The following is a 22,968-nucleotide window of genomic DNA, read 5'->3' as shown; positions in this document are numbered from 1 at the left end:
TCAGAGGCCAAGCGCGTCCAAAGCGGCCTGCGTGGCAAGCCGTCCCGGATCCCCCTCTGGCAGCACATCCGCCAGCGCCCGCGCCTTCTGAGCAGCCTCCGCCGCCCCCTCGGCCTCGCCCAGCACCGCATAGGCCCGGGCCAGCCTGAGCCAACCTTCGAGATCGCCGGGCTCATCCTCAAGCCGCGCGGCCAGCCCGTCCACCATGGACCGGATCATGGCCGAGCGATCCTCGACGCTCATCTCCTGCGCTGCTTCGACCTGCTCGGCGGTGGGGCCGGGCATGGCGGGACCCGGCGCCTGAGACGGGATCGACACCACATCCCGCAGGGAAATCGGGTCCATGCCGATCTCTTCCCCAAGCTGATTGGCCTGTTGCAGGAAAATCTCCATCCAGGGCTCGGGGCCGCTCGCCTGCTGGATCCGGGTCAGGAGCGAGGCACGCGCATCGCGGATCAGCCCCTCCTGCGCCAGTTCGCGGGCGTTGTAATAGACCGCCGCCGGGTTCATTGGATCGAGCGTCATCGCCTGGGCAATCGCGCGGCTGGCGGTCTGGGTGATGACCCCGTTCTCCGCCGCGATCAGCGCCTCGGCATATTGCGAATGAACGCTGCTATCCGCCTCGGGCCGCACGGCCACGACGGCAAAGGCCTGCGCCGCCTCGCCAAAGCGGTTCATCCGCATATAGGTCTGCCCGAGCAGCATCCAGCCATCCGAGGGCCCGCCGGTCTCATCCTCTAGCAGCCGCGTGCGCAGGGTCTCGGCCAGCTCGGCAACCTCGGTCACCTCCTCCTGCTCGGCTGCGCGCTCGGCAAAGGGCTGGCTCGGGATCTCCGGCGCGCCCCGCACCGCGTAAAGGGCAAAACCGGCCACCGGAATGAAGGCTGCCGCCGCCAGCAGGACGGCCACCCCGCCCGTGCGGGTTTCGCCCGTGCCGCCAGCCTCTTGCCGTTTGGTCAGGGCGAGCATCCGGCGCTTGATCTCCGAGCGCGCGGCGGTCGCCTCATCGCCCGAGATCAGGCCGCGCGCCGCATCGCGGTCCACCTCGGCCAACTGATCCTTGAAGATCTCCAACGCACTTTCATCTCGGCCCAGCGTGTCGGTGCGCTTGCGCATCGCCGGCAGCACCAGCACCAGTACAGACAGAGCGGCCAGAACACCGCCAATTGCCCAAATCATTCCTTGGGTCCTTCCTTGCCGTCCTCGGCCAGCATCGCCGCCACGGCGCGTTCTTCGTCATCGCTCAGGGCCACGGCCTGTGCATCGATCTTGCGCGGACGCCGGGCGAGCATGATCACCACCCCGAGCAGGCCCAGACCCATCACCGCGAAGGGCCCGATCCAGAGCGCATAGGTCGCGGGCTTGAAGGGCGGGTTGAACAGCACGTAGTCGCCGTAGCGCGCCACGACGAAATCCAGCACCTCCTGATCGCTGTCCCCGGCAACCAGGCGTTCGCGCACAAGGATCCGCAGATCCCGCGCCACGCCCGCATGGGAGCTGTCGATATTCTCGTTCTGGCACACTACGCAGCGCAGGTCCTTGGACAGCTCGCGCGCGCGCTCTTCAAGGACCGGATCGTCGAGGATCTCGTCCGGTTGCACCGCAAGGGCGGGCGCGGACAAAAGGCTCAGCGCCAGCAAGATAGCTGTGAGGAACCGCATCATGAGGCCCCCCCGCTGCGGGATCGGGCCAGCTCAAGCGCGCCGCGCATCTGCTCGACATCGTCGGGGGTCAGGATCGGGCCGACAAAGCGGTAGACCACGATCCCATTGGCATCGATCACAAAGGTTTCCGGCACGCCGGAAATGCCCCATTCGATGCCCGTGCGCCCGTTCAGATCCGCGCCGATCCGTTCGTAGGGGTTGCCGAGTTCCGCAAGCCATCGGGCCGCATCCTCAGGCTTGTCCTTGTAGTTGATGCCAAGCAGCCGCATGTCCTCATCCCGCGCCATGCGGGTCAGAACCGTATGCTCGGCCTTGCAGGGCACGCACCAGGACGCAAAGACATTCACCACCAGCGGGCTGTCCGACCCGGACAGATCCGCCGTGGCCAGACCCGGCGTATCCACCCCCGGGATCCCGCCCAGATCGAATTGCGGCGCCTGCGCGTCGATCAGCACGGAGGGGATCGCGTTAGGGTCCCGATCCGGGTTCAGCCCCCACCAGAAGAACGCTCCCAGCACGAGGACAATCAGCACCGGAAGGGCAACGAGCACACGTCTCATAAGGTTACTCCGCAGGGGTGGCTTGGGCAGGCGCGGCCTGCGCCCGGCGCGGCGCGCCCACACGCAGACGCCGATCCGTCAGCGAGAACATCCCGCCAATCACAAGGAAGACGGTCCCGATCCAGATGAAGTTGACGAAGGGCTCATAGAGGATCCGCAGAGTCCACTCGTTCGAATTCCGGTCCGCCGCAGGTTCACCGATGGTCAGGTAGAGGTCCCCCGCCAGGGTCGAGCGGATCGCCGATTCCGTGGTCTGCATCTCGGCCACCGGATACCAGCGACGCTCAGGTTGCAGCACGGTGATCTCCTCGCCATCGCGGAAGACTGTCAGCGTTCCCATATCCGACACGTAATTCGGCCCGCGCACCCGGTCGACGGAGTCAAACCGCACGTCATAGCCCGCGATCTCGACCACCGTGCCCGGGGCCGCGAAGAGGATCTGCTCGGACTTCCATGCCGAGGACCCGACCATGCCAAGGATCAGCACCGCAACGCCCATATGGGCAATCGTCATGCCATGGGCGGCACGCGGCAGGTTCCGCGCCCGACGCAGGCTCTCGGCCACGGGCACGCTGCCCGCCTTGATCCGCGACAGCCATTCCCGCCCGGACGCGATGAACAGCCAGCCCGCGATGCCCATGGCGACAATCGCCATGACCGGGCCTTGGGTATCCATGTACCAGGCCCAGAGCGCCGCGAGGATGCCGAGCCCGATCGCCAGCTTCAGCCGGGACATCACGCCCGGCAGATCCGCGCGCTTCCAGCTCAGGAAGGGCCCGATCCCCATCAGGAAGACCAGAGGCAGCATGATCGGGATGAAGCTTGCGTTGAAGAAGGGGGGACCGACCGAGATCTTGTCGCCGGTGATCGCCTCAAGAAAGAGCGGATAGAGCGTCCCGAAGAGGACCGCCGCGGTGGCCGTCGCCAGAAGCAGGTTGTTGATCAGAAGACCCGCCTCACGGCTGATCGGGGTGAAGAGGCCCCCGCCCTCAAGCTGCGGCGCACGCCACGCGTATAGCGCCAGCGAGCCACCGATCGAAACCGCGAGCAGGCCGAGGATATAGACCCCGCGCTCGGGATCGACAGCAAAGGCATGGACCGAGGTCAGAAGCCCCGACCGGACGATGAAGGTGCCCAGCAAGGACAGCGAGAAGGTCAGGATCGCCAGCAGGATCGTCCAGCTTTTGAACGTGTCGCGTTTCTCGGTGACAATCGCGGAATGGAGCAGCGCCGTGCCCAGAAGCCAGGGCATGAAGGACACGTTTTCCACCGGATCCCAGAACCACCAGCCGCCCCAGCCAAGCTCGTAATAGGCCCACCAGGAGCCCAGCGCGATACCGCCCGTCAGGCTCACCCAGGCCGCGAGGGTCCAGGGCCGCACCCAGCGCGCCCAGGCCGGATCCACCCGGCCTTCGATCAGCGCGGCCACGGCGAAGGAGAAGACAATCGAGAAGCCGACATAGCCGAGATAGAGAAGCGGCGGATGCAGGGCGAGACCGATATCCTGCAGGAGCGGGTTCAGGTCATTGCCGTTGAGCGGTGCCGGGAACATCCGGTCGAACGGGTTTGAGGTGAAGATCATGAAGGACAGGAAGCCGACACTGATCCAGGCCTGCACCGACAGGGTCCGCGCGCGCAGCTCTGCGGGAATGTTCCGCCCCAGAACCGCGACACCGGCCCCAAAGATCGCGAGGATCAGCACCCAGAGCAGGAGCGACCCCTCATGGGAGCCCCAGGTCGCCGCCACCTTGTAGAGCATCGGTTTCAGCGAGTGCGAATTGGCAACCACGTTCACCACGGTGAAGTCACTGACGATGAACGAGCGCATCAGCGCCGCGAAGGCCACCGCCAGAAGGGCGCATTGGATCAGTGCGGTGGTGATGGCCGATTGCATCCACAGGACGTTCCGCCGGGCCGCACCGGCCATGGGCAGCACGCTTTGGACCAGTGCCGCCGCAAGGGCCAGCATCAGGGCGAAATTGCCAATCTCAGGGATCATGTCGCGGTCCTCCTGCTTGAAAAGCCGACGCTTTTCTGGCGATCACATCAAGTCCGAAACGGCGTGAACCGCCTCTTGTCCGATCACGGATCTGCGAGGCCGACCAGTCCGCGTTCTTTCTACAATAGGGGGCCACCCCCGAGCCTGCCACGGATTCCCGACAGACTGCGACAAACCTGCACGCAAAAAGTGACTTCCGTTCGAAATCAGGGGGCAAGCCCTCCCATTTCGCAAATCAATGCCCATTCCGTGGCCGTGACCGGCTGCACGGACAGGCGCGAATTGCGCACCAGCACCATCTCGGCCAGACGGGGCTCGGATTTGATCTCGTCAAGGGTGACCGGACGCGCGAAGGGGCTGAGCGCGCGAATGTCCACACAGTCCCAACGTTCATCCTCGGTGGTGCTGTCGGGATGGGCCTCGGCCGAGACCTCGACCGTGCCGACCACCGCCTTGTCCTTCTGGCTGTGATAGAAGAACCCCCGGTCGCCCAGCGCCATCTCGCGCATGAAGTTGCGCGCCTGATAATTGCGCACGCCGTCCCATTCCTCGCCCGCCGCGCCCTTGGCCACCTGCATGTCCCAGGACCAGACCGAGGGCTCGGACTTGAACAGCCAGTAGCGCATCAGCCGATGACCCGGTTCCAATGGCGCAGCTCAACGCTCTCGAAGAGACCCGCCTTGCCATAGGGGTCGCCCGCTGCCCAGGCCTGCGCAGCCTCCATATCGGCGACGTCGAGAATGATAAGCGAGCCGCACATCTCGCCGGTATTGGACAGGAAGGGCCCCGCCTGCTGCACGGCGTCCGAGGCCTTGAGATAGGCGATATGGGCCTCGCGATTGGCCTTCCGCACCTCCAGCGCTCCGGGTTTGTCTATGGCGATCAGGGCAACCAGCATGTCATTCCTCTCGCAGGTCGCGGGACATCAGGGCCCCCATCGCCTGCTCTATGGTCAGGGTTTCGTCGATCACAGCGGATACCATCGTGCAGATCGGCATGTCGAGACCTTCGGCGGCGGCGATCCCCGCGACGGCCTGGGCCGTGGCCCGGCCCTCGACCGTGACGCCCGGGGCCGGAGGGGTGCCTGCCCCCAATGCCTGCCCATAGGCAAAGTTGCGCGATTGCTTTGATGTCGCCGTCAGAACCATGTCGCCGAACCCGGAAAGCCCCGCGAGGGTCGTCGGCTGCGCGCCGAGATGTCGGGCGAGCCGCTGCATCTCGACATAGCCCCGGGTCATCAGCGCGGCGCGCGCGCTCTCACCGAGACCCGCCCCGATCACCAGCCCGGCGGCGATGGCCACCACGTTCTTGAGCGCCCCACCCAGCTCGGCCCCGATCGGGTCCGCACTGCGATAGAGCCGCAAATCCTCGGTCGACAGCGCGTTTTGCAGATCCACGGCGCGTGTGCCATCCGCGCAGGCCAGGGTCAGGGCGGTGGGCAGGCCGCGGGCGATATCGGCGGCAAAGCTGGGCCCGGTCAGAACGGCCGGGATCCCGTCCGGCGCATGGCTCTGGATTAACCCTGTGGGTCCCTGACGCGTGGCCAGATCGAGCCCCTTGCAGCAGGCGACCAGCGCGGTGCCGGGCGGCGGGCGATGCGCGGCCAGATGCCCGCCCAGCACCTGCATCGGCACCGCCAGCAGGCGGATCGGCGCGGTCATCGCCGCCGCATCGGCGGTCACCGCGATCTCGGGCGGCAGGGTCACCCCCGGCAGGCGCGGCACCTTGCGGTCCCCCGTCATCGCCTCGGCCTGTGCCGGGTCCCGGCACCAGAGCCGCACATCCCGCCCGCCCCGGCACAGCGCGATGGCCAGGGCCGATCCGAAAGCGCCCGCTCCCATGACATCTATCGACGGGCTCATGCCTTGGCGCCCTTCTTGCCGGACCCGAGCAGCGCCGGTTGCCGGTCATCGAGTGGCCAGCGCGGACGGGCGGCGAGTGTCATGTCCGCGCGCTGCCCGGCGGCAAAAGCCTCCTGCCCGGCCCAGGCGATCATCGCAGCATTGTCCGTGCAAAACCGCAGGGGCGGTGCCACGAAGGGCAGCCCCTCGGCCTCGGCCAACCCTTGCAGGCCGGCGCGCACGGCGCCATTGGCCGCGACGCCCCCGGCCACGGCGAACCCGGTCAGGTCACTGCAGTCGGCCAGCGCGCGGCGGGACTTCTCGACCAGCACATCGCAGACCGCCGCCTGAAACCCGGCGCACAGATCCGCGCGATCCTGCGGGCGCAGCCCCCCATGCTCGGCCACCACCGCGTCCCGCGCACGCAGCAGCGCGGTCTTGAGACCCGAAAAGGACATGTCGCACCCAGCCCGGTCCAGCAGCGGACGCGGAAAGGCAAACCGCTTGGCATCGCCCGCCTGTGCTTCGGCCTCGACCGCCGGGCCGCCCGGTTGCGGCAAACCGAGGAGCTTGGCTGTCTTGTCGAACGCCTCGCCGGGGGCGTCATCAATGGTGCCACCCAGCCGGTGGAACCGCTCTGCACTCTCGACCCTCAGGAACTGGCAATGGCCCCCGGAGACCAGCAGCATCAGGTAGGGAAAGGCGAGCCCATCGGTAAAGCGCGGGGTCAGCGCGTGACCCGCGAGGTGATTCACCCCGACCAGCGGCACGCCCGAGGCCGCCGCAAGCCCTTTGGCCAGCATCACCCCGGACAGCACGCCGCCGATCAGTCCCGGCCCCGCCGTCACGGCAATCGCGTCCATCTGGTCGAGCCGCAATCCTGCCGCCTCCAGCGCGGTCTGCACCGCCACGTCGAGCTTTTCCACATGGGCACGCGCCGCGATCTCGGGCACCACGCCACCAAACTCCGCATGCAGCGCGGTCTGGCCATGGACCACCGAGGACAGCACCTCGGGCCCGCGCAGCACCGCCGCCGCCGTGTCATCACAGCTGCTTTCTATGCCCAGAACGGTCAGGGGGGTCGCCGACATGGCCTGCCTCGGTTGCGCCTTCGTTGCCCCGCAGCTACCACCGGGACCATGGTCAGACAACCGCCTCTCCCCGTTCTGCTGACGCGCCCCCGCGCGCAGGCGGAGGCGTTTGCCGCCACACTCCCCGATACGCTCGCCCCCGTGATCACCCCGCTCTTGCGGATCGAGACGCGCGACGGGCTTATGCCCCCGCCCCCCGAGGTGACGCTGATCTTCACGTCGGCCAACGGCGTGGCGCGCTACCCGGCGGCCCCCGACCGCGCCGGGCAACGGGCGCTTTGCGTCGGGGCGCGCACCGCCGAACTGGCCCGCGCCGCAGGGTATGACGCTCAATCGGCGGAAGGCACGGCGGAGGATGTCCTGGCCCTCGCCCTGACCCAGCCCGGTCCGTTCCTGCATATCCGAGGCGCCCATGCCCGGGGCGAGATCGCCGCGCGGTTGCGTGCGGCGGGCAAGGATGCGCAGGACTGCATCGCCTATGATCAGCTCCCCTGCCCCCTGACCGACGCAGCGCGCGCGGCGCTCACCGGGCCCTGCCTCGTCCCGCTCTTTTCCCCGCGCACCGCCGCGATTTTCGCCGCAGAATGCCCCGCAGCCCCCGACGCGCAGATCGTCGCGATGAGCACTGCAGTTGCAAGCGCTCTGGACGGGTCTGCTTATGCGGGTGTCGAGACGCTTAAAACGCCGACAGCTGCGGCAATGCGGGCTGCTCTTTTGGTCGATGGGGCAGGCAATCGCCTTGAGACAGGCAGGTCCTCTGGCTAGTCTGGCAGACGGTGCGGTCGGAAAGAGGATTCGGGCGCATGGCTCCGTGAATTCTTGGAAGGATGTTGTCCGTGTCAGATCCAAAAACCCCGAACGAAACACCCGAGGACCAGGTATCCGACACCGAACACAGCCCAGAAAGTCTCGACGCAGAGGCCACGACGAAACAAGACGAGCTGATTGAAGACGCCGAAATTCTGGACGAACAGCCGGCGGACACAGCCACGCAAGAGGAGGTCGCCGCGACCTCCGACGACACCCCAGAGACCACCGACGCCACGGAAACCGACGCCGAGGTCACCGAGGAAACCCCCGAGACCGCCAGCGATGAGACCCCCACCGAGGACAGCACGCTGGACGAAGTAACCACTGACGATGTGGCGGCCGATTCGGATGCGGAGAAACCCGAAGACACTTCCGAGATGTCCGATCCCGAACCGCAACCGGAGCCGGAGCCTGAGCCGGTCATCGAGGATCTGTCGACAGCGGAGACCGCGCCGCAGCCTGCGCCGCAACCCGCACCGGTCGTGGTGCAGAAGAAGGGCGGCTTCATGGGCCCGTTCCTCGGTGGTGTGGTCGCCGCCGGGTTGGGCTTTGGGCTGTGCTATTACCTAGTGGGCGAAGGCATCATCGGGACCGAAGACAATTCCGCCGAGATCGCCAAGATCGGCACGCTGGAAACCAGCCTCGCCGCCTTGCAGAGCGAGCTGGCGACCGTGGCCAGCGCCCCGTCCGAGGATCCGCGCGTCGATGCCATCGCGGGCGCAGTGGAAAGCGTCGAAGGCACCGTGGCCAGCGTCGCCGACCAGCTCGGCGGGTTGCAGGGCGAGCTCGGCACGCTCCAGTCAGAGATTTCAGCCCAGACCGGCCTGATCTCGAATCTCGAAGAACAAATGGCCGCCATCGCCGCGCTGCCTGAGGGCACCGAGACCGCCGACAGCGCCGCCATGGCCGCGCTGCAGGCAACCCTGGCGCAGCAACAGGAAGAAAACGCCGCCATGCAGGCCCAACTGGCCGAAGCCGCCGCCGCGGCGCAGGCGCAGATGGAAGCCGCCCAGGCGGAGATGGAGGCCGTGCGCAGCCAGGCCGGGGCGCTGCAGAGCGAGACGCAATCGGCCGTGGACGAAGCCTCCAACCGGGCTCTGGTGTCGAACCTGTCGGCGGCGCTCGAGAACGGATCGGGCTTTGCCGGGGCCGTCGAAGGGATCACCGTTCCGGTTCCCGAGGCGCTGACCACCGTGGCCGCAAGCGGGGTCGACACCCTGTTGGAGCTGCAACGGCAATTCCCGGCAGCCGCCCGGGCCGGTCTCGCGGATTCGCTCAAGGCGACCGTGGGCGACGCGCCGCAGGACCGCGTCTTTGCCTTCCTGCGTGCACAGGTCGGGGCACGGTCGCTGACCGCCAAGGAGGGGGATGATCCGGATGCGATCCTGTCCCGCGCTCAGGAGGCCGTGGATTCCGGGCAGCTCGAAGCAGCCCTGGCCGAAATCGCCGCGCTGCCCGAAGAAGGTCAAAGCGCAATGAGTTCCTGGATCGGTGCTGCGCAGGCCCGGGTCGACGCGATCGCCGCGCTGGACGCGCTCGCCACTGAAATCAACTCGAACTGAGGGCGCCCCGATGCTTTGGTCACTTATCAAGATCCTGATTTTCGTCGCGATGGTCGCGGCGCTCACCTTTGGGGCCACGTTCCTGATGGATACCGGCGAGCAAGTGCGCATCGCCGTGGCCTCGACCGAATTCACGCTCTCGCCCGTGGCGGCGGTGGTGCTGATGCTGCTTCTGCTGCTTTCGGCATGGCTCCTGTTCAAGGCGGCAGGCCTGCTGCTGGCAACCCTGAAATTCCTCAATGGCGACGAGACCGCCGTGTCGCGCTATTTCTCCCGCGGGCGGGAGCGCAAGGGTTTCGAGGCGCTGGCCCAGGGGATGATGGCTCTGGCCTCCGGCGAAGGTCGGGTCGCCATGGCCAAGGCTGCGCGCGCCGAGCGCTATCTGGGCCGTCCGGACCTCACCAGCCTGCTGACCGCGCAGGCGGCGGAGCTGGCCGGTGACCGAGCCAAGGCCGCCGAGACCTACAAGACCATGCTCACCGATGAACGGACGAAGTTCGCCGGGGTGCGCGGCCTGCTGAGCCAGCGGCTGGCCGATGGCGATACCGAGACGGCCATGGCGCTTGCCGAGAAGGCCTTTGCGCTCAAGCCCCGCCACACCGAGGTGCAGGACACGCTGCTGCGCCTGCAGGCCAGTGACGAGAACTGGTCCGGTGCGCGCAAGACATTGGCGGCCAAGCTGAAGACCGGCGACCTGCCCCGCGATGTGCATAAGCGTCGTGATGCGGTTCTGGCCGTCAGCGAAGCCATGGACGCCATGAGCGCCAACAAGACCGAACTGGCCGATGCGCTGGTCAACGACGCCAACCGCATGGCGCCCGGGCTTGTGCCTTCGGCGGCAATGGCGGCGCGCGTTGCGATCCGGGCAGGCAAGCCGCGGCAGGCGACCAAGCTGCTCAAGCGCGCATGGGAGCTGAACCCCCATCCCGAGCTCGCCGCCGCCTATGCCGAGATCGCTCCGGACGAGACCGCCGCGGCGCGGATCAAGCGGTTCGAGGCCCTGATCAAGCCCAAGCCGAACCATGTGGAATCGCGCCTGCTGATGGCCGAGCTCTTCATCGCGGCCGAGGATTTCCCGGCGGCGCGCAAGGCGCTCGGCGATCTCTACGAGACCGCGGCCACCGCCCGGTCCCTGACGATCATGGCCGCCGTAGAGAAGGGCGAAGGGTCGGATGACGCAATCGTCCGCGCCTGGCTGGCCAAGGCCGTCACCGCCTCGCGCGGGCCGCAATGGACCTGTGGCAACTGCAACAACATCCACGCGGCCTGGGTGCCGGTCTGCGACAATTGCGGCGCCTTCGACGCCCTGTCCTGGGTCGAGCCGCCGCAATCCGAGATCGCGCTGACGAACTCGGCCGAGATGTTGCCCCTGATCGTGGGTGCCATCGAAGACAAGAGCGCCGAGCCAGCGCCCGAGGACGACGTCATCGTGCCCGAAGTGGTGGATATCACGCCCAGCGACGAGACCGGGGATCCGGCGGAGCCGAACCGCGCCTCGGCCTGATCTGCGTACAGACCTGCAAAGCCCGGCCCTGGCTCCCCAGCGCCGGGCTTTTTCATGCGCCGGTCGCGTGTCGGGCCTTAGCGCATGACAAAAGGATCGGGGATCGGTTCATCGCTGGTCCGCAGCCAGACCGACTTGATCTTGGTGTAGTCCAGTGCCGCCTGCAGCCCGCCTTCGCGCCCATGCCCCGACAGGCCATGCCCGCCAAAGGGCGCGATGGGGCTAACGGCGCGGTAGGTGTTGACCCAGACGATCCCGGCCCGGATCGCACGGATCATCCGGTGCGCCCGCGTCAGGTTCTGGGTAAACAACCCCGAGGCCAGCCCATAGCGGGTGTCATTGGCAATGGCGATTGCCTCCGCCTCGGTCTCGAAAGAGACGACCGAAAGGACGGGCCCGAAGAACTCTTCGACCAGACTGTCCGCCCCGCGCGCGTCCGAACAATCGAGGATCGTTGGCGGGAAGTAATAGCCCGGCCCCTCCATCGGTGCTCCGCCGGTTACGCAGCGGGCGCCTTGGGCGATGGCACGGTTTGTCAGGTCGGTGATGGCATCCCTTTGGCGTGCGGTGCAAAGCGGTCCGACCTCGGTGTCCATCGCGTCCGGCGGACCGATCACCACGGCCTCGGCCTTGGCCTTGAGCCGGGCGAGAAACGCCTCCTTCACCGAGGCCTGCACCACGAGCCGCGACCCCGCCACGCAGCTTTGGCCCGTGGCCGCGAAGATCCCCGAGACCTGCGCATTGGCGGCACTGTCCAGATCCGCATCCTCGAACACGATGAAAGGCGATTTGCCACCCAGTTCCAGCGAGGTCGAGGCGAGGTTCTCAGCCGAGTTGCGCAGGATATGGCGCGCGGTTTCCGGCCCGCCGGTGAAGGCGACATGGGCCACCTTGGGATGGCTGCTGAGCCGCGCGCCCACCGCGGGCCCGCCAGTGATCACGTTCAGGACACCCTTGGGAAACCCCGCCTGATCAAAAATCCGGGCGAACTCCAGCATCGGCGCCGGTCCGTCCTCGGATGCCTTGAGCACCACCGTGCAGCCTGCCGCCAGCGCCGGGCCGATCTTGACCGCCGAGAGAAAGAGCTGCGAATTCCAGGGCACGATAGCAGCCACCACGCCGATGGGCTCCCGGCGCAGCCAGACCTCCATATCCGGTTTGTCGATGGGCAGATGCGCGCCCTCGATCTTGTCCGCAAGGCCCGCATAGTAGCGGTAGAAGTCGGCGACATAGGCGATCTGGGCCGAGGTCTCGCGGATGATCTTGCCCGTATCGCGGGTCTCAAGCTCGGCCAGACGCCCCGCATGTTCCGCAATCAGATCCGCCAGACGGTAGAGAAGCTTCCCCCGAGCAGTTGCGGTCATCCCGGCCCAATCAGGCGCAAGAAAAGCGGCCTCGGCTGCCGCGACCGCGCGGTCCACATCGGCGACACTCGCCTCGGGCATCCGCGCCCAGGGCTGGCCATTGGCGGGGTCGAGGCTTTCGAACTGGCGCGCAGCCTCGGCAAAGGCGCCGTCGATATAGTGCTGGAACTGCTGCATGCTCAGGGTCCTATTGGAACGCGGGCATGACATCGGCGATGAACCGTTCGAGCGAGGCTTTCTTGCGCTCGAAGCTCATGCTGGAATCCACCCAGAAAGAATACTCATCATAGCCCAGCTCGGCGCATTTGCGCAGCCGGTCGATCACCGTGCCCGCTGTGCCGATCACCAGATCCCGTTCCATGTTCGCCGGGGAATACATCGGATGGGCTGCAATCTCATCCTCGCTCAGCGGGTCGATCAGGCCCTGATGGATCTCGCGCTTGTTCATGAACCACGCGCCGAAATAGCAGTAAAAGCGGTTCAGCTCGATTGCCGCCCGCGCCACATCCGCGGCATCCTCGGCCACGTAGGTGTGGCGGAGCAGCATGATCTTCGGCCGTGGCTGCGCGGGGTATTTCGCACAGGCCGCCTTGAACTTGGCCATCAGATCCGCGACCTCGTCATCGCCATTCCACAAGGGCGTGACCTGCACATGGCAGCCATTGGCCACGGCAAACTCATGGCTGTTCGGGTCACGCGCTGCGACCCAGATCGGCGGACCGCCCGGTTGCAGGGGTTGCGGCGCGGAGGTGGTCTTGGGGAAGCGGAAGAACTCCCCCTCATGGGTATAGTCCCCTTCCCAGAGCCGCTGCACGGCCGGAACAAGCTCGCGCATGCGCTGTCCCGCCTCCCAGGCATCGAGGCCGGGCATCATCCGCTCGTATTCAAAGGAATAGGCCCCCCGCGCGATCCCGAGATCGAGCCGCCCGTCGGTGATCAGATCGGTCATCGCCGCCTCGCCAGCCAGCCGGATCGGGTGCCAGAAGGGCGCAATCACCGTGCCCGTGCCTAGCCGGACATGCTGCGTATGGCGCGCCACGTCGATCAGGTTGAGAAACGGGTTCGGCGCCATGGTGAAGTTCATGCCATGGTGTTCGCCTGTCCAGACCGCATGCATCCCGCCCGCATCCGCGATTTTGCAGAGCGCGATGAACTCGTCATAGAGCTGCTTCTGGTCCTGATCGGGCGAGATCCGCTCCATATGCGCGAAAAGGGAAAACTTCATGGGATGGCTGCGCCTCCTGTCGCGCGCGGTCTGACCTCGCCGGTCACTTCGGTTCCGTAATAGACCCCGAAATTCCCGAGACGGCTTTCCTCGGCAAATCGCTCCAGCATGGTGCAGGTTGCGGGATCCGCCACATCCATCAGGGTCGAGGGGTTGAGCACGGTAAAGCTGCCGCGCCGCGGGGTGCCTGCGGGGGCGGGACAGAGGAACGAGACATGCCGCCGGTTCAGACGCGCGTCCTGATAGACGGCATAGATGAACCCCGGCTCAGCCTTCAGGCCGGTCCCTGCGATCAGCCGGTCGAGCGTGCCCTGTACGCCGCCCGTCACATCATCGCTCATGGGCAGGGTCAGACTGCCATCCCCGGCATCCTGCAACAGGACTTGACCATCCCGCTCGATCAGGGCCGAGACCACCATGTCCCGGCGCGGGGTCAGGGCATCCACCTCCGCCGAGGGTGCCACATAGGCCCCGCGCGCATAGCCGAGCCCGGGGGCAGGCATGTGGTCAAAGGCCTGCACCCTGCCGATAAGGATCACATGGTCCCCGGCCTCGACTGTCCGGAACATGTCGCAGTCAAACCAAGCCGAGACCCCGGCCAGGATCGGCGCGCCGTTTGGGCCCGGGGTCCAGTCCACCTCGGCAAACCGGTCCTCCGCCGGGCGGGCAAAGGTGTTCGATAGCGCGATCTGGCTGTCGGCGAGGATATTCACCGCAAAGCGCTCAGCCCGGGTGAAGGCCTCGAAGTTCCGCGAGCTGCCGGCGAGGCAGACCAGCACCAGCGGCGGGTCGAGCGAGACCGACGTGAAGGAGTTTGCCGTGAAGCCCAGCGGCGCACCCGCCGCATCCATCGCGGTGACCACGGTGACACCGGTCAGATAGGTGCCGAATGCCTTGCGCAGTTCCATGGGATCGAGCGTGCTCATGCGCGGCGCCTTTCTGCAGTCCCGTCTCGCAGCCATGCGGTCAGCGCGGCATTGACCTCCTCGGGGGCGGTCAGATTTGCCATGTGGCGCGCACCGTCCAGCACGACCGCGCGGCCATGCGGGGCAGCCCGCGCCATATCCCGCGCCATGGCCGGTGTGGAGTTCGGATCCAGCGCACCGGTGAGCGTCAGAAGCGGTGCTGCGATCTCGCCCATCTTGGGGGCGTAGATCCCGTCGCCCGCTGCGAAAGCGCCATAGGCGTCCGCGTAACCTTTTGGGTCCATCGCCGCGAGCCAGCCGCGCACCTGCGCGCGCACGGTTTCAGTGTCAGTATCAGTGTCGGGATCCTGACCGAACCAACGATCCAGTGGTGTCTCGAGATCCACCGCACCGGCGCGGATCTCTTCCGCGCGGGCGATCACCGCGCGCCGCGCCTGCGGATCCCGCTGGTAGACCCCGTTCAGCAGCGCCACCCGGCGCACATGGCGCGGATGCGTCACCGCATAGCCGGTCGCGATCATCGCGCCCATGGAGTGACCGACAAGGCAGACCGGCCCGAGACCCAGCCCCTCCAGCACCCCGTGCAGCCAGTCGACATAATCCGGCAGTTGCGGGCGCCCCGGCAACGGCGCGCTCCCTCCATGGCCCGGAAGATCCAGCGCGAGCACCCTGTGATCGCAGGACAGGGCCGCGATCTGCGGTGCCCAGGCCGCCGATTGCATCCCGACCCCGTGGAGCAGGACAAGCGGCGCGCCCCGCCCGCACTCGCGAAACGCGACACGCCCGGGTCCGTCAAACTGCTGCTGGGTTATCGACGTCATGGCCAAGCTCTTTGAGGTCCTGATACCGGTCCCCGATCCGGTGATGGGGCCGCCCGCCAATCGAGGCGCCCAGCGCGATCACGATCTCGTCCGGCGCGGGGGCGTCCGGGATCGCGAGCTGAATCGTCAGGTAATGGCTGCGCCGCCCGCCATCATTCTTGTCCATCAGCGGGATCTGCAGGGATGCGTTGGCGGGACCGCGTGTGTTGGTGAAGGCGAGATAGGATTTCGCACCCACCGCCTCGCGATAGTGATTGCCGAAGCGCAGGGTGTGGATCAGGGCCGAGCCATGCTCCACCTCGCCATTGACGCCTACAATCGCGGCCTTGCCATAGCCCTCGACCTTGTCACCGCCGCCCGCGGCGCCAAGGATCATCTCGGTGAGCAGCGCGCCGAGCCCCGGGGCACAGTCCGTGATGGCCGGGCGCAGGTTCTCGACAAAGCCCAACCCGGCCCAGGGGTTCCGGATCACTGCCACCGCCGCGATCAGGGTCAAGGGTGTCTTCGCCGCCTTGCCCCCCTCGATCAGGGTCTTTTCAACATGCAGAAGCGTTTTTCGGATCTCTGCCGCCATGGCCTCGCCTTTCAGGATTCGCTGGCTCAAATTTGGTATACCATAATATCATCTGTCAATATGATCTTGCTCCGCCTCAGCGCGGGACCTATCCTGAGACCCATGTCCAAACCGGCCCTTGCGAAGATCGACCACCCTCCCGCCACCCTGCGCGACCTCGTGCAAGAGCGGATGCGCGAGGCCATCATCGAAGGCGTCTTCGAACCGGGTCAGCGTCTGGTGGAACGCCCGCTTTGCGACCAGCTTGGGGTGAGCCGCACGGTGGTGCGCGAAACGATCCGCTATCTCGAAGCCGAAGGTCTGGTCGAGATCCTCCCCGGGCGCGGACCCATCGTCGCCCGGATGAGCCGGGACGACGCGCGGCAGATCTACGATATCCGCCGCGCGCTGGAGACCGCCGCCGCCGAAGCCTGCGCCCGTAATATCACCCCCGAGGGCATCACCCGCCTGCGCGCTGCCCTCGACCGGCTCAAGCAGGCAGTCGCGGTGGCCAGCCCCGGCGCAGTGTTTCGCACAAGCTCGGAATTCTACGCCGAGATCTTCCAAGGGGCCGGGCACAGCGTCGCGTGGGAGGTCGTTCAGCGCCTCAACGGACGCATCAGCCGGTTGCGCCTGCTCACCCTGACCCAGCCCGACCGCGCCCGTCCCGGACCCGAACACATGGACCGGATCTGTGACGCGATCGCGGCCGGGGACGCGGCGGCCGCGCGCGCCGCGGTCGAGAGCCATCTGGACGACACCATGGCCATTGCGGACCGGCTTCTGGCGTCGGAAGACGCGCAGGGCGACTGAGCCGCGCGCGACCCGTCTTTTCCGCCGCGATGTCCGATTTACCTGACCCCGGGTCGGGTTTCACCGGGACAAAACAAGGGCAATGCGCCCATGGTGGCCCGGAAGGAGTCCGAACCGCATGCGCTATTCAGGTTTTCGCGTCATCAAAGAAGCCCTCACTGGGCACCTGGGCTGGGGTCCGGCCTGGCGCGATCCGGAGCCGAAGCCGCAATACGACATTGTGGTGATCGGCGGCGGCGGGCATGGGCTTGCCACGGCCTATTACCTCGCCGCGAAATACGGTCAGCACCGGGTGGCCGTGCTCGAGAAGGGCTGGATCGGCGGCGGGAATGTCGGGCGCAACACGACCATCATCCGCTCGAATTACCTGCTCGATGGCAATGAGCCCTTCTACGAATTCTCGCTGAAACTCTGGGAAGGGCTGGAGCAGGAGCTCAACTATAACGCCATGGTGAGCCAGCGCGGGATCCTCAACCTGATCCACACGGACGCCCAGCGCGATGCCTTCATCCGGCGGGGCAATGCGATGCGGATGCATGGCGCGGATGCGGACCTGCTGAGCACGGCGCAGATCACCGCGCGCTACCCCTTCCTGAACACTGCCGATGCCCGCTTTCCGATCAAGGGCGGGCTGGCCCAGCATCGCGGCGGCACCGTGCGCCATGACGCAGTAGCCTGGGGCTATGCACGGGCTGCCGACCAGCTCGGCGTGGACATCCTGCAGAATTGCGAGGTCACCGGCTTTGCCATCGAGAACGGTGTCTGCACCGGGGTGGAAACGACCCGAGGTCCGATCCGGGCGGGCAAGGTCGGGGTCTGCGTGGCCGGGTCCTCCAGCCGGGTGATGGCCCAGGCCGGGATGCGTCTGCCGATCGAGAGCCATGTCCTGCAGGCCTTCGTCTCGGAGGGGCTGAAACCCCTGCTGCCGGGGGTGATCACCTTCGGGGCCGGGCATTTCTACGTCAGCCAGTCCGACAAGGGCGGGCTGGTCTTTGGCGGCGATATCGACGGCTACAACTCCTACGCCCAGCGCGGCAACCTTCCGGTGGTCGAGGATGTCTGCGAGGGCGGGATGGCGATCTTCCCGATGCTGGGGCGCGCGCGCCTCCTGCGGATGTGGGGCGGGATCATGGACATGAGCATGGATGGCTCGCCAATCATCGACCGGACCCATATCGACGGGCTCTATTTCAACGGCGGCTGGTGCTATGGCGGGTTCAAGGCCACGCCGGCCTCGGGCTATGCCTATGCCCATCTGCTCGCCACGGATGCCCCCCACCCCACCGCCACAGCCTATCGGTTCGATCGCTTCGCCACCGGGCACATGATCGACGAAAAAGGCATGGGCAACCAGCCCAACCTGCATTGAGGTGCTGCCATGATCATTGACCACCCCCTGCTTGGCCCCCGGGACGCGGCGGAGTTCACCTATCTCGGCGCTGCCGCCCTGATCCAGCGCCCGGATGGCATGGCCGAGGGCGCGTTGGAGGCGTTCACGCGTTACGGCTATCTGCGCGACAACCCCGCCGGACTGCACCGGGAGCTGTGGTTCCACGAGCAGGGGGACCGATCATGGCTCGTCGTGACCCGCAACACCCTCACCCATGAGATCACCTCGGTCGAGCTGGCCCGGGACGTGGCCCGCCGGGAAGGACGGTCGCGATGAGCCAGATTCACCGTGTTTCGGGCGGGCAGATCGACCGCGCCACGCCGCTCAGCTTTCGCTTCGATGGCAAGACCTATGGCGGCTATGCGGGCGATACGCTGGCCTCGGCGCTGCTGGCCAATGGCGTGCGCCTCATGGGGCGGTCCTTCAAGTATCACCGCCCTCGCGGACCCCTGACCGCAGGCTCGGAGGAACCGAACGCCATCATCACCCTGCGCAGCGGCGCGCGGGCCGAGCCGAACACCCGCGCCACCACGGCGGAGCTCTTTGACGGGCTGGATGCGACGTCGCAGAACCGCTGGCCGAGCCTCGCCTTCGACGCCATGGCGATCAATGACCGGCTCTCGCGCTTCTTTGCGGCGGGGTTCTACTACAAGACCTTCATGTGGCCCGCCGCCTTCTGGGAAAAGGTCTATGAGCCGATCATCCGGAGGGCTGCCGGTCTCGGCGCGCTCTCGGCGCTGGACGACCCGGATGCCTATGACAAGGGGTTCCGCCATTGCGACCTTCTGGTGATCGGCGCGGGACCCTCCGGGCTGATGGCCGCCCTGACCGCGGCGCGCGCCGGGGCGGAGGTGATCCTCGCCGACGAGGATTTCCGTCTGGGCGGGCGGCTGAATTCCGAAACCTACAGCATCGGCGACCAGCCGGGGGCCGACTGGGCCAGCGCGGTCATGGCCGAGCTGGGAAGCTTCGCCAATGTCCGGATCATGCCCCGGACCACGGTCCTTGGCGGGTTCGATCACGGCATCTATGGCGCGCTGGAACGGGTCTGGGACCACGTCGCCACCCCGCCGCCGGGCAAACCGCGCCAGATCCTCTGGCGGATCTACGCCAAGCGTGCGGTGCTCGCCGCAGGGGCCACGGAACGACCCATTGCGTTCGAGAATAATGACCGGCCAGGGATCATGCTCGCCTCGGCCCTGCGCAGCTATGTCAACCGCTGGGCGGTCACCCCGGCCCGGCGGGTCGCGATCTTCACCAATAACGATGACGGGCACCGCGCGGCGATGGACCTGCAGGCCGCCGGGGTCGAGATTGCCGCCATTCTCGATACGCGCCCGGACGCGCCCACCCATGGAGAGGTCGAGGTCCTCCAGGGCGCGACCATCACCCAGACACGCGGACGGCTCGGACTGACCGGGATCACGTTCACCACCGCGGATGGCACAGAGCGGCAGCTGGCCTGTGGCGCTCTCGGTGTCTCGGGCGGGTGGAACCCGAACCTGCATCTGGCGAGCCACCATCGCGGCAGACCGACATGGGACGAGACCATCGCCGCCTTCGTCCCCGGGGACAGTCTGCCTGACGGATTGCGCGTGGCGGGGGCAGCCTCGGGGCAGCTCACCACTGCCGGGGCCCTGCGCAGCGGCGCGCAATGCGCACAGGCCGCGCTGGCCGATCTGGGGATCACCGCCCCCTGCCCGGACCTGCCCGAGACCGCGGATGCCCCGGTGCGCCTGACACCTTTCTGGCACGTGGCCGGGGCCAAACGCGCCTGGCTCGACCAGCAGAATGATGTCACCGTCAAGGATATCCAGCTGGCCTATCAGGAGAATTTCACCTCCGTCGAGCATCTCAAGCGCTACACGACGCTGGGCATGGCCACGGATCAGGGCAAGACGTCGAATATGGGCGGGCTCGCGGTGATGGCCGAGCTTGCGGGCAAGCCGATCCCCGAGGTGGGCACGACCATGTTCCGCCCGCCCTATACACCCACCGCCATCGGGGCCTTTGCCGGACGGTCGCGCGGCGCGGCGTTCCGGCCCACCCGCAAGACGCCGTCGCACCACTGGGCCGAAGAGCAGGGCGTGGTTTTTGTCGAGGTCGGCATGTGGCTGCGCGCGCAATGGTTCCCCCGCCCCGGCGAGACCCATTGGCGGCAATCGGTGGACCGCGAAGTGCTGCAGACCCGCAAGTCCGTGGGGATCTGCGATGTGACCACCCTCGGCAAGATCGATGTGCAGGGCGCGGATGCGGCAGCCTTCCTCAACCGGGTCTATTGCAACCCTTTCGCCAAGGTCCCCGTGGGCAAGGTCCGCTACGGGCTGATGCTGCGCGAGGATGGCATCGCCATGGATGACGGCACCGCCGCACGGCTGGCCGAGGACCATTTCGTCGTCACCACGACCACCGCCAACGCGGTCAGCGTCTATCGCCATATGGAATTCGTGCGCCAATGCCTCTTTCCCGACATGGATGTGCAGATCATCTCGACCACCGAGGCCTGGGCCCAATTCTCGGTGGCCGGGCCAAATGCGCGGCGTCTTCTGCGAAAGGTCGTGGACCCGGAGCACGACATCTCGAACGCGACGTTTCCTTACATGGCCTGTGGCGAGATCAGCGTGGATGGCATCCGGGCGCGGCTTTTCCGGATTTCGTTCTCGGGCGAGCTGGCCTATGAGATTGCCGTGCCGACCCGCTATGGCGATGCCCTGATCCGCAAGCTGATGGCCGCGGGCGCCGAGTATGACGTGGTCGCCTATGGCAGCGAGGCGCTGAGCGTCATGCGGATCGAGAAAGGGCATCCGGCGGGCAATGAGCTCAATGGCACCACCACTGCGCTGAACCTCGGGATGGCGCGGATGGTGTCCGAGAAAAAGGACAGCATCGGCAGCACCTTGTCCCGCCGCGCGGGGCTGACAGCGCCTGATACGCTGCGTCTGGTGGGGCTCAAACCCGTGGATCCCGCCCTGCCCGTGCCGGCGGGGGCGCATCTGGTGGCGCAGGACGCCCCGGTCACCGCCGCGCAGGATCAGGGATATGTCACCTCGGCCTGTTTCTCGCCCCATCTGGGCCACGCCATCGCGCTGGGATTTCTCAAGTCCGGGGGCGACCGCCTTGGTGAGGTCCTGCGCGTGGTCAGCCCGCTTACGGGCGTGGATCACGCGGTGGAGGTCGTCTCACCCCATTTCATCGACCCCGAAGGAGAGCGGCTCCGTGACTGAGATCCTTCTCACCCAGAACCCGCTGACCGCCCTCGGCGGCAGGACGCCCCGGGTCGATACGGTGGGCCATTTGACCCTGACCGAGAACCCGGATCTCGCGCTGGCTTCGGTTACCGCACGACAGGGGCAGGAGGCGGCCTGCCAGCACCATCTGGTGGCCCTGCTTGATGCGGTGCCCGCGCCGGGACGGGCAACCGAGCGCGCGGACGAGGCCGGGTTCTGGATCGGACCCGACGCGTGGATGATCGCCACCACTCTGGCCCGCGACGCGGACCTTGCCGCCGCCCTGAAACAACGCTTCGGCGAGAGTGCCTCGATCACCGAGCAGACCGATGGCTGGGTCGTCTTCGACCTGCAGGGGGAGGGGATCGTCGCGGCGATGGAACTGCTCTGCCCCGTCGATCTGCGCCGCATGGACCCCGGCGGGGTGCAGCGCACGACGCTCGACCATCTCGGCTGCTTCGTCTGGTGGCGGGGGCAAGAGGCCGGGTTGCGCATTCTCGGGCCACGCTCGGCCGCGGGCTCGTTGCACCACGCGCTGCTGACGGCGATGGGCGCGATCTAGGTCGAGGGCACCGGCAGGTTTCCGGTCACCCGGAACAGGTTGATCTGCGCCCGGTCCTCCAGCGGCGATTTCCCGAACGCCGCCCGGTAATGCTTGCCAAAGGTCTGGGCGTCGCCATAGCCCACGGCCTGAGCGATCTCGGCCAGCCGGTCATTGGTATAGAGCACGATCTGGCGTGCGGCCTCCATCCGCAGCTTGCGCGCATAGCGCGAAGGGCTGAGCCCGGTCGCCTGCTTGAAGGCGCGCTCCAACTGCCGGGGCGAAATCTCCAGACGCGCGGCAACCTCGGCCACCCCGGGCGGCTCGGACAGGGTTTCGGAGAACAGGCGCACGGCCTGCGCCACAAGCGGCGGCAACTCGGCCCCCGGTGCCTCGGACAGAAGCGCGGGAATGGCCTGGGCCACATCGCCCCGGCGCATCACCGGGTGCTGGAACCAGCAGGCCACTTCGGTCGCCAGCGCCCGTCCGAGCCGTTGCTCGATCATCAAAAGCGCAAGGTCAAAGGCCGCCGCTGCCCCGGCCGCGGTGATCGTCTTGCCGCGCCATTCCAGCACCTGATCCGTGGCCGCCTGATCCGGAAAGGCCGTCTCGAAAGCCGCCCGATAACACCAATGCACCGCGACAGGGGTGTCCGGCGCCAGACCTGCCCGAACCAGGGGGAAGACCCCGCCGCTCACCGCACCGAGCACGGCCCCATGCCGCGCCTGCCGTCGCAGGATCCCGGCCGTGGCCGGCGTGGCAAGGCGGGCGGTCGGGGCCGAGAGCAGGATGAGATAGTCAAACACCGGGTCCTCACCCCGCAGCGGATCCGTCTCGAACCCGATCTGCGCGCTGGACATCACCTGCCCGCCCCCCTCGGACAGCAACCGCCACCGGAAGACATCCGTGCCGTGGATCTCGTTGGCAGCGCGCAAGGGTTCGATCATCGAGGTCAGGCATGCCATCGGAAAGCCTGACGAGATCAGAAACCCGGCGGTCATGGTCTGTGTCATGGGCCCGGTGGAGGTTTGATTTCGATCCGCCTAGTGTAATCTCAGGAAAGAGAGTGGCAATCAG

The 22,968-nt window shown here is 67.0% G+C and carries 22 protein-coding genes; 8 read left to right on the top strand and 14 right to left on the bottom strand.

All coding sequences use genetic code 11. From position 1 onward, the window contains the following. From ccmI to tsaD, 8 genes are all read right to left on the bottom strand, one after another. Window positions 1–1,179: a c-type cytochrome biogenesis protein CcmI gene (ccmI, locus tag ACP15I_RS08935; protein WP_424974789.1), complete on the bottom strand. Its 1,179-nt coding sequence runs from the start codon at window positions 1,177–1,179 to the stop codon at window positions 1–3. Continuing rightward, the gene (locus ACP15I_RS08930) at window positions 1,176–1,664 is read right to left on the bottom strand and encodes a cytochrome c-type biogenesis protein (RefSeq protein ID WP_424974787.1); all 489 of its coding nucleotides are present in this window, start codon (window positions 1,662–1,664) and stop codon (window positions 1,176–1,178) included. The genes ccmI and ACP15I_RS08930 overlap by 4 nt, the downstream gene beginning before the upstream one ends. Beyond that, window positions 1,661–2,224, bottom strand: coding sequence for a DsbE family thiol:disulfide interchange protein (locus tag ACP15I_RS08925; RefSeq protein ID WP_424974786.1), 564 nt, complete (start codon window positions 2,222–2,224; stop codon window positions 1,661–1,663). The genes ACP15I_RS08930 and ACP15I_RS08925 overlap by 4 nt, the downstream gene beginning before the upstream one ends. A 4-nt stretch (window positions 2,225–2,228) precedes the next feature. Then, window positions 2,229–4,223, bottom strand: coding sequence for a heme lyase CcmF/NrfE family subunit (locus tag ACP15I_RS08920; RefSeq protein ID WP_424974785.1), 1,995 nt, complete (start codon window positions 4,221–4,223; stop codon window positions 2,229–2,231). Between the two features lie 206 nt (window positions 4,224–4,429). Continuing rightward, window positions 4,430–4,849, bottom strand: a complete 420-nt coding sequence (locus ACP15I_RS08915) for an EVE domain-containing protein (protein WP_424974784.1) — start codon at window positions 4,847–4,849, stop codon at window positions 4,430–4,432. Further along, complete coding sequence (locus ACP15I_RS08910; RefSeq protein ID WP_424966250.1) at window positions 4,849–5,121, bottom strand: YciI family protein; 273 nt, start codon at window positions 5,119–5,121, stop codon at window positions 4,849–4,851. The genes ACP15I_RS08915 and ACP15I_RS08910 overlap by 1 nt, the downstream gene beginning before the upstream one ends. A 1-nt stretch (window position 5,122) precedes the next feature. Then, window positions 5,123–6,085: an NAD(P)H-dependent glycerol-3-phosphate dehydrogenase gene (locus tag ACP15I_RS08905; protein WP_424974783.1), complete on the bottom strand. Its 963-nt coding sequence runs from the start codon at window positions 6,083–6,085 to the stop codon at window positions 5,123–5,125. Beyond that, window positions 6,082–7,155, bottom strand: a complete 1,074-nt coding sequence (tsaD, locus tag ACP15I_RS08900; RefSeq protein WP_424974782.1) for a tRNA (adenosine(37)-N6)-threonylcarbamoyltransferase complex transferase subunit TsaD — start codon at window positions 7,153–7,155, stop codon at window positions 6,082–6,084. The genes ACP15I_RS08905 and tsaD overlap by 4 nt, the downstream gene beginning before the upstream one ends. Window positions 7,156–7,203: 48 nt before the next feature. Here tsaD and ACP15I_RS08895 point away from each other — a divergent pair, with 48 nt between their 5' ends. The 3 genes from ACP15I_RS08895 (at window position 7,204) to ACP15I_RS08885 (ending at window position 11,031) form a co-directional block, all read left to right on the top strand. After that, window positions 7,204–7,920: a uroporphyrinogen-III synthase gene (locus ACP15I_RS08895; RefSeq protein WP_424974781.1), complete on the top strand. Its 717-nt coding sequence runs from the start codon at window positions 7,204–7,206 to the stop codon at window positions 7,918–7,920. 71 nt (window positions 7,921–7,991) lie between these two features. Next, complete coding sequence (locus tag ACP15I_RS08890; protein WP_424974780.1) at window positions 7,992–9,527, top strand: COG4223 family protein; 1,536 nt, start codon at window positions 7,992–7,994, stop codon at window positions 9,525–9,527. Window positions 9,528–9,537: 10 nt separating this feature from the next. Next, window positions 9,538–11,031 carry a heme biosynthesis protein HemY gene (locus ACP15I_RS08885; protein ID WP_424974779.1) on the top strand — a complete coding sequence of 498 codons (1,494 nt, stop codon included), beginning with the start codon at window positions 9,538–9,540 and terminating at the stop codon, window positions 11,029–11,031. 77 nt (window positions 11,032–11,108) lie between these two features. Here the strand turns inward: ACP15I_RS08885 and ACP15I_RS08880 are convergent, their stop codons facing one another. From ACP15I_RS08880 to ACP15I_RS08860, 5 genes are read right to left on the bottom strand one after another with little or no spacing between them, the layout of a single operon-like run. Beyond that, window positions 11,109–12,572: an aldehyde dehydrogenase gene (locus ACP15I_RS08880; RefSeq protein WP_424974778.1), complete on the bottom strand. Its 1,464-nt coding sequence runs from the start codon at window positions 12,570–12,572 to the stop codon at window positions 11,109–11,111. Window positions 12,573–12,582: 10 nt separating this feature from the next. Beyond that, window positions 12,583–13,620: an LLM class flavin-dependent oxidoreductase gene (locus tag ACP15I_RS08875; RefSeq protein WP_424974777.1), complete on the bottom strand. Its 1,038-nt coding sequence runs from the start codon at window positions 13,618–13,620 to the stop codon at window positions 12,583–12,585. Further along, window positions 13,617–14,546, bottom strand: coding sequence for a flavin reductase family protein (locus ACP15I_RS08870; RefSeq protein WP_424974776.1), 930 nt, complete (start codon window positions 14,544–14,546; stop codon window positions 13,617–13,619). The genes ACP15I_RS08875 and ACP15I_RS08870 overlap by 4 nt, the downstream gene beginning before the upstream one ends. After that, window positions 14,543–15,367 carry an alpha/beta fold hydrolase gene (locus ACP15I_RS08865; protein ID WP_424974774.1) on the bottom strand — a complete coding sequence of 275 codons (825 nt, stop codon included), beginning with the start codon at window positions 15,365–15,367 and terminating at the stop codon, window positions 14,543–14,545. The genes ACP15I_RS08870 and ACP15I_RS08865 overlap by 4 nt, the downstream gene beginning before the upstream one ends. Further along, complete coding sequence (locus ACP15I_RS08860; RefSeq protein WP_424975034.1) at window positions 15,339–15,941, bottom strand: amino acid synthesis family protein; 603 nt, start codon at window positions 15,939–15,941, stop codon at window positions 15,339–15,341. Before ACP15I_RS08860 ends, ACP15I_RS08865 begins: the two co-directional genes overlap by 29 nt. Before the next feature lie 102 nt (window positions 15,942–16,043). Here ACP15I_RS08860 and ACP15I_RS08855 point away from each other — a divergent pair, with 102 nt between their 5' ends. The 5 genes from ACP15I_RS08855 (at window position 16,044) to ACP15I_RS08835 (ending at window position 21,912) form a co-directional block, all read left to right on the top strand. Then, window positions 16,044–16,733, top strand: a complete 690-nt coding sequence (locus tag ACP15I_RS08855; protein ID WP_424974773.1) for a GntR family transcriptional regulator — start codon at window positions 16,044–16,046, stop codon at window positions 16,731–16,733. A gap of 118 nt (window positions 16,734–16,851) precedes the next feature. Continuing rightward, on the top strand, window positions 16,852–18,102 hold the full coding sequence (locus ACP15I_RS08850) for a sarcosine oxidase subunit beta family protein (protein WP_424974772.1): 1,251 nt from the start codon (window positions 16,852–16,854) through the stop codon (window positions 18,100–18,102). A gap of 9 nt (window positions 18,103–18,111) precedes the next feature. After that, window positions 18,112–18,399, top strand: coding sequence for a sarcosine oxidase subunit delta (locus ACP15I_RS08845; protein WP_424974771.1), 288 nt, complete (start codon window positions 18,112–18,114; stop codon window positions 18,397–18,399). Then, entirely contained in the window at window positions 18,396–21,347 is a 2,952-nt protein-coding gene (locus ACP15I_RS08840; protein ID WP_424974770.1) for a sarcosine oxidase subunit alpha family protein, read from the top strand. The genes ACP15I_RS08845 and ACP15I_RS08840 overlap by 4 nt, the downstream gene beginning before the upstream one ends. Beyond that, window positions 21,340–21,912: a sarcosine oxidase subunit gamma gene (locus tag ACP15I_RS08835; protein ID WP_424974769.1), complete on the top strand. Its 573-nt coding sequence runs from the start codon at window positions 21,340–21,342 to the stop codon at window positions 21,910–21,912. The genes ACP15I_RS08840 and ACP15I_RS08835 overlap by 8 nt, the downstream gene beginning before the upstream one ends. Here the strand turns inward: ACP15I_RS08835 and ACP15I_RS08830 are convergent. Further along, entirely contained in the window at window positions 21,909–22,904 is a 996-nt protein-coding gene (locus ACP15I_RS08830; RefSeq protein ID WP_424974768.1) for a GlxA family transcriptional regulator, read from the bottom strand. The genes ACP15I_RS08835 and ACP15I_RS08830 overlap by 4 nt on opposite strands. Window positions 22,905–22,968 lie beyond the last annotated feature (64 nt).

It is taken from the genome of Dinoroseobacter sp. S124A, from assembly GCF_049801015.1.
Classification (GTDB): Bacteria; Pseudomonadota; Alphaproteobacteria; order Rhodobacterales; family Rhodobacteraceae; genus Dinoroseobacter.
This window is presented reverse-complemented; position numbering and strand designations above follow the sequence as displayed.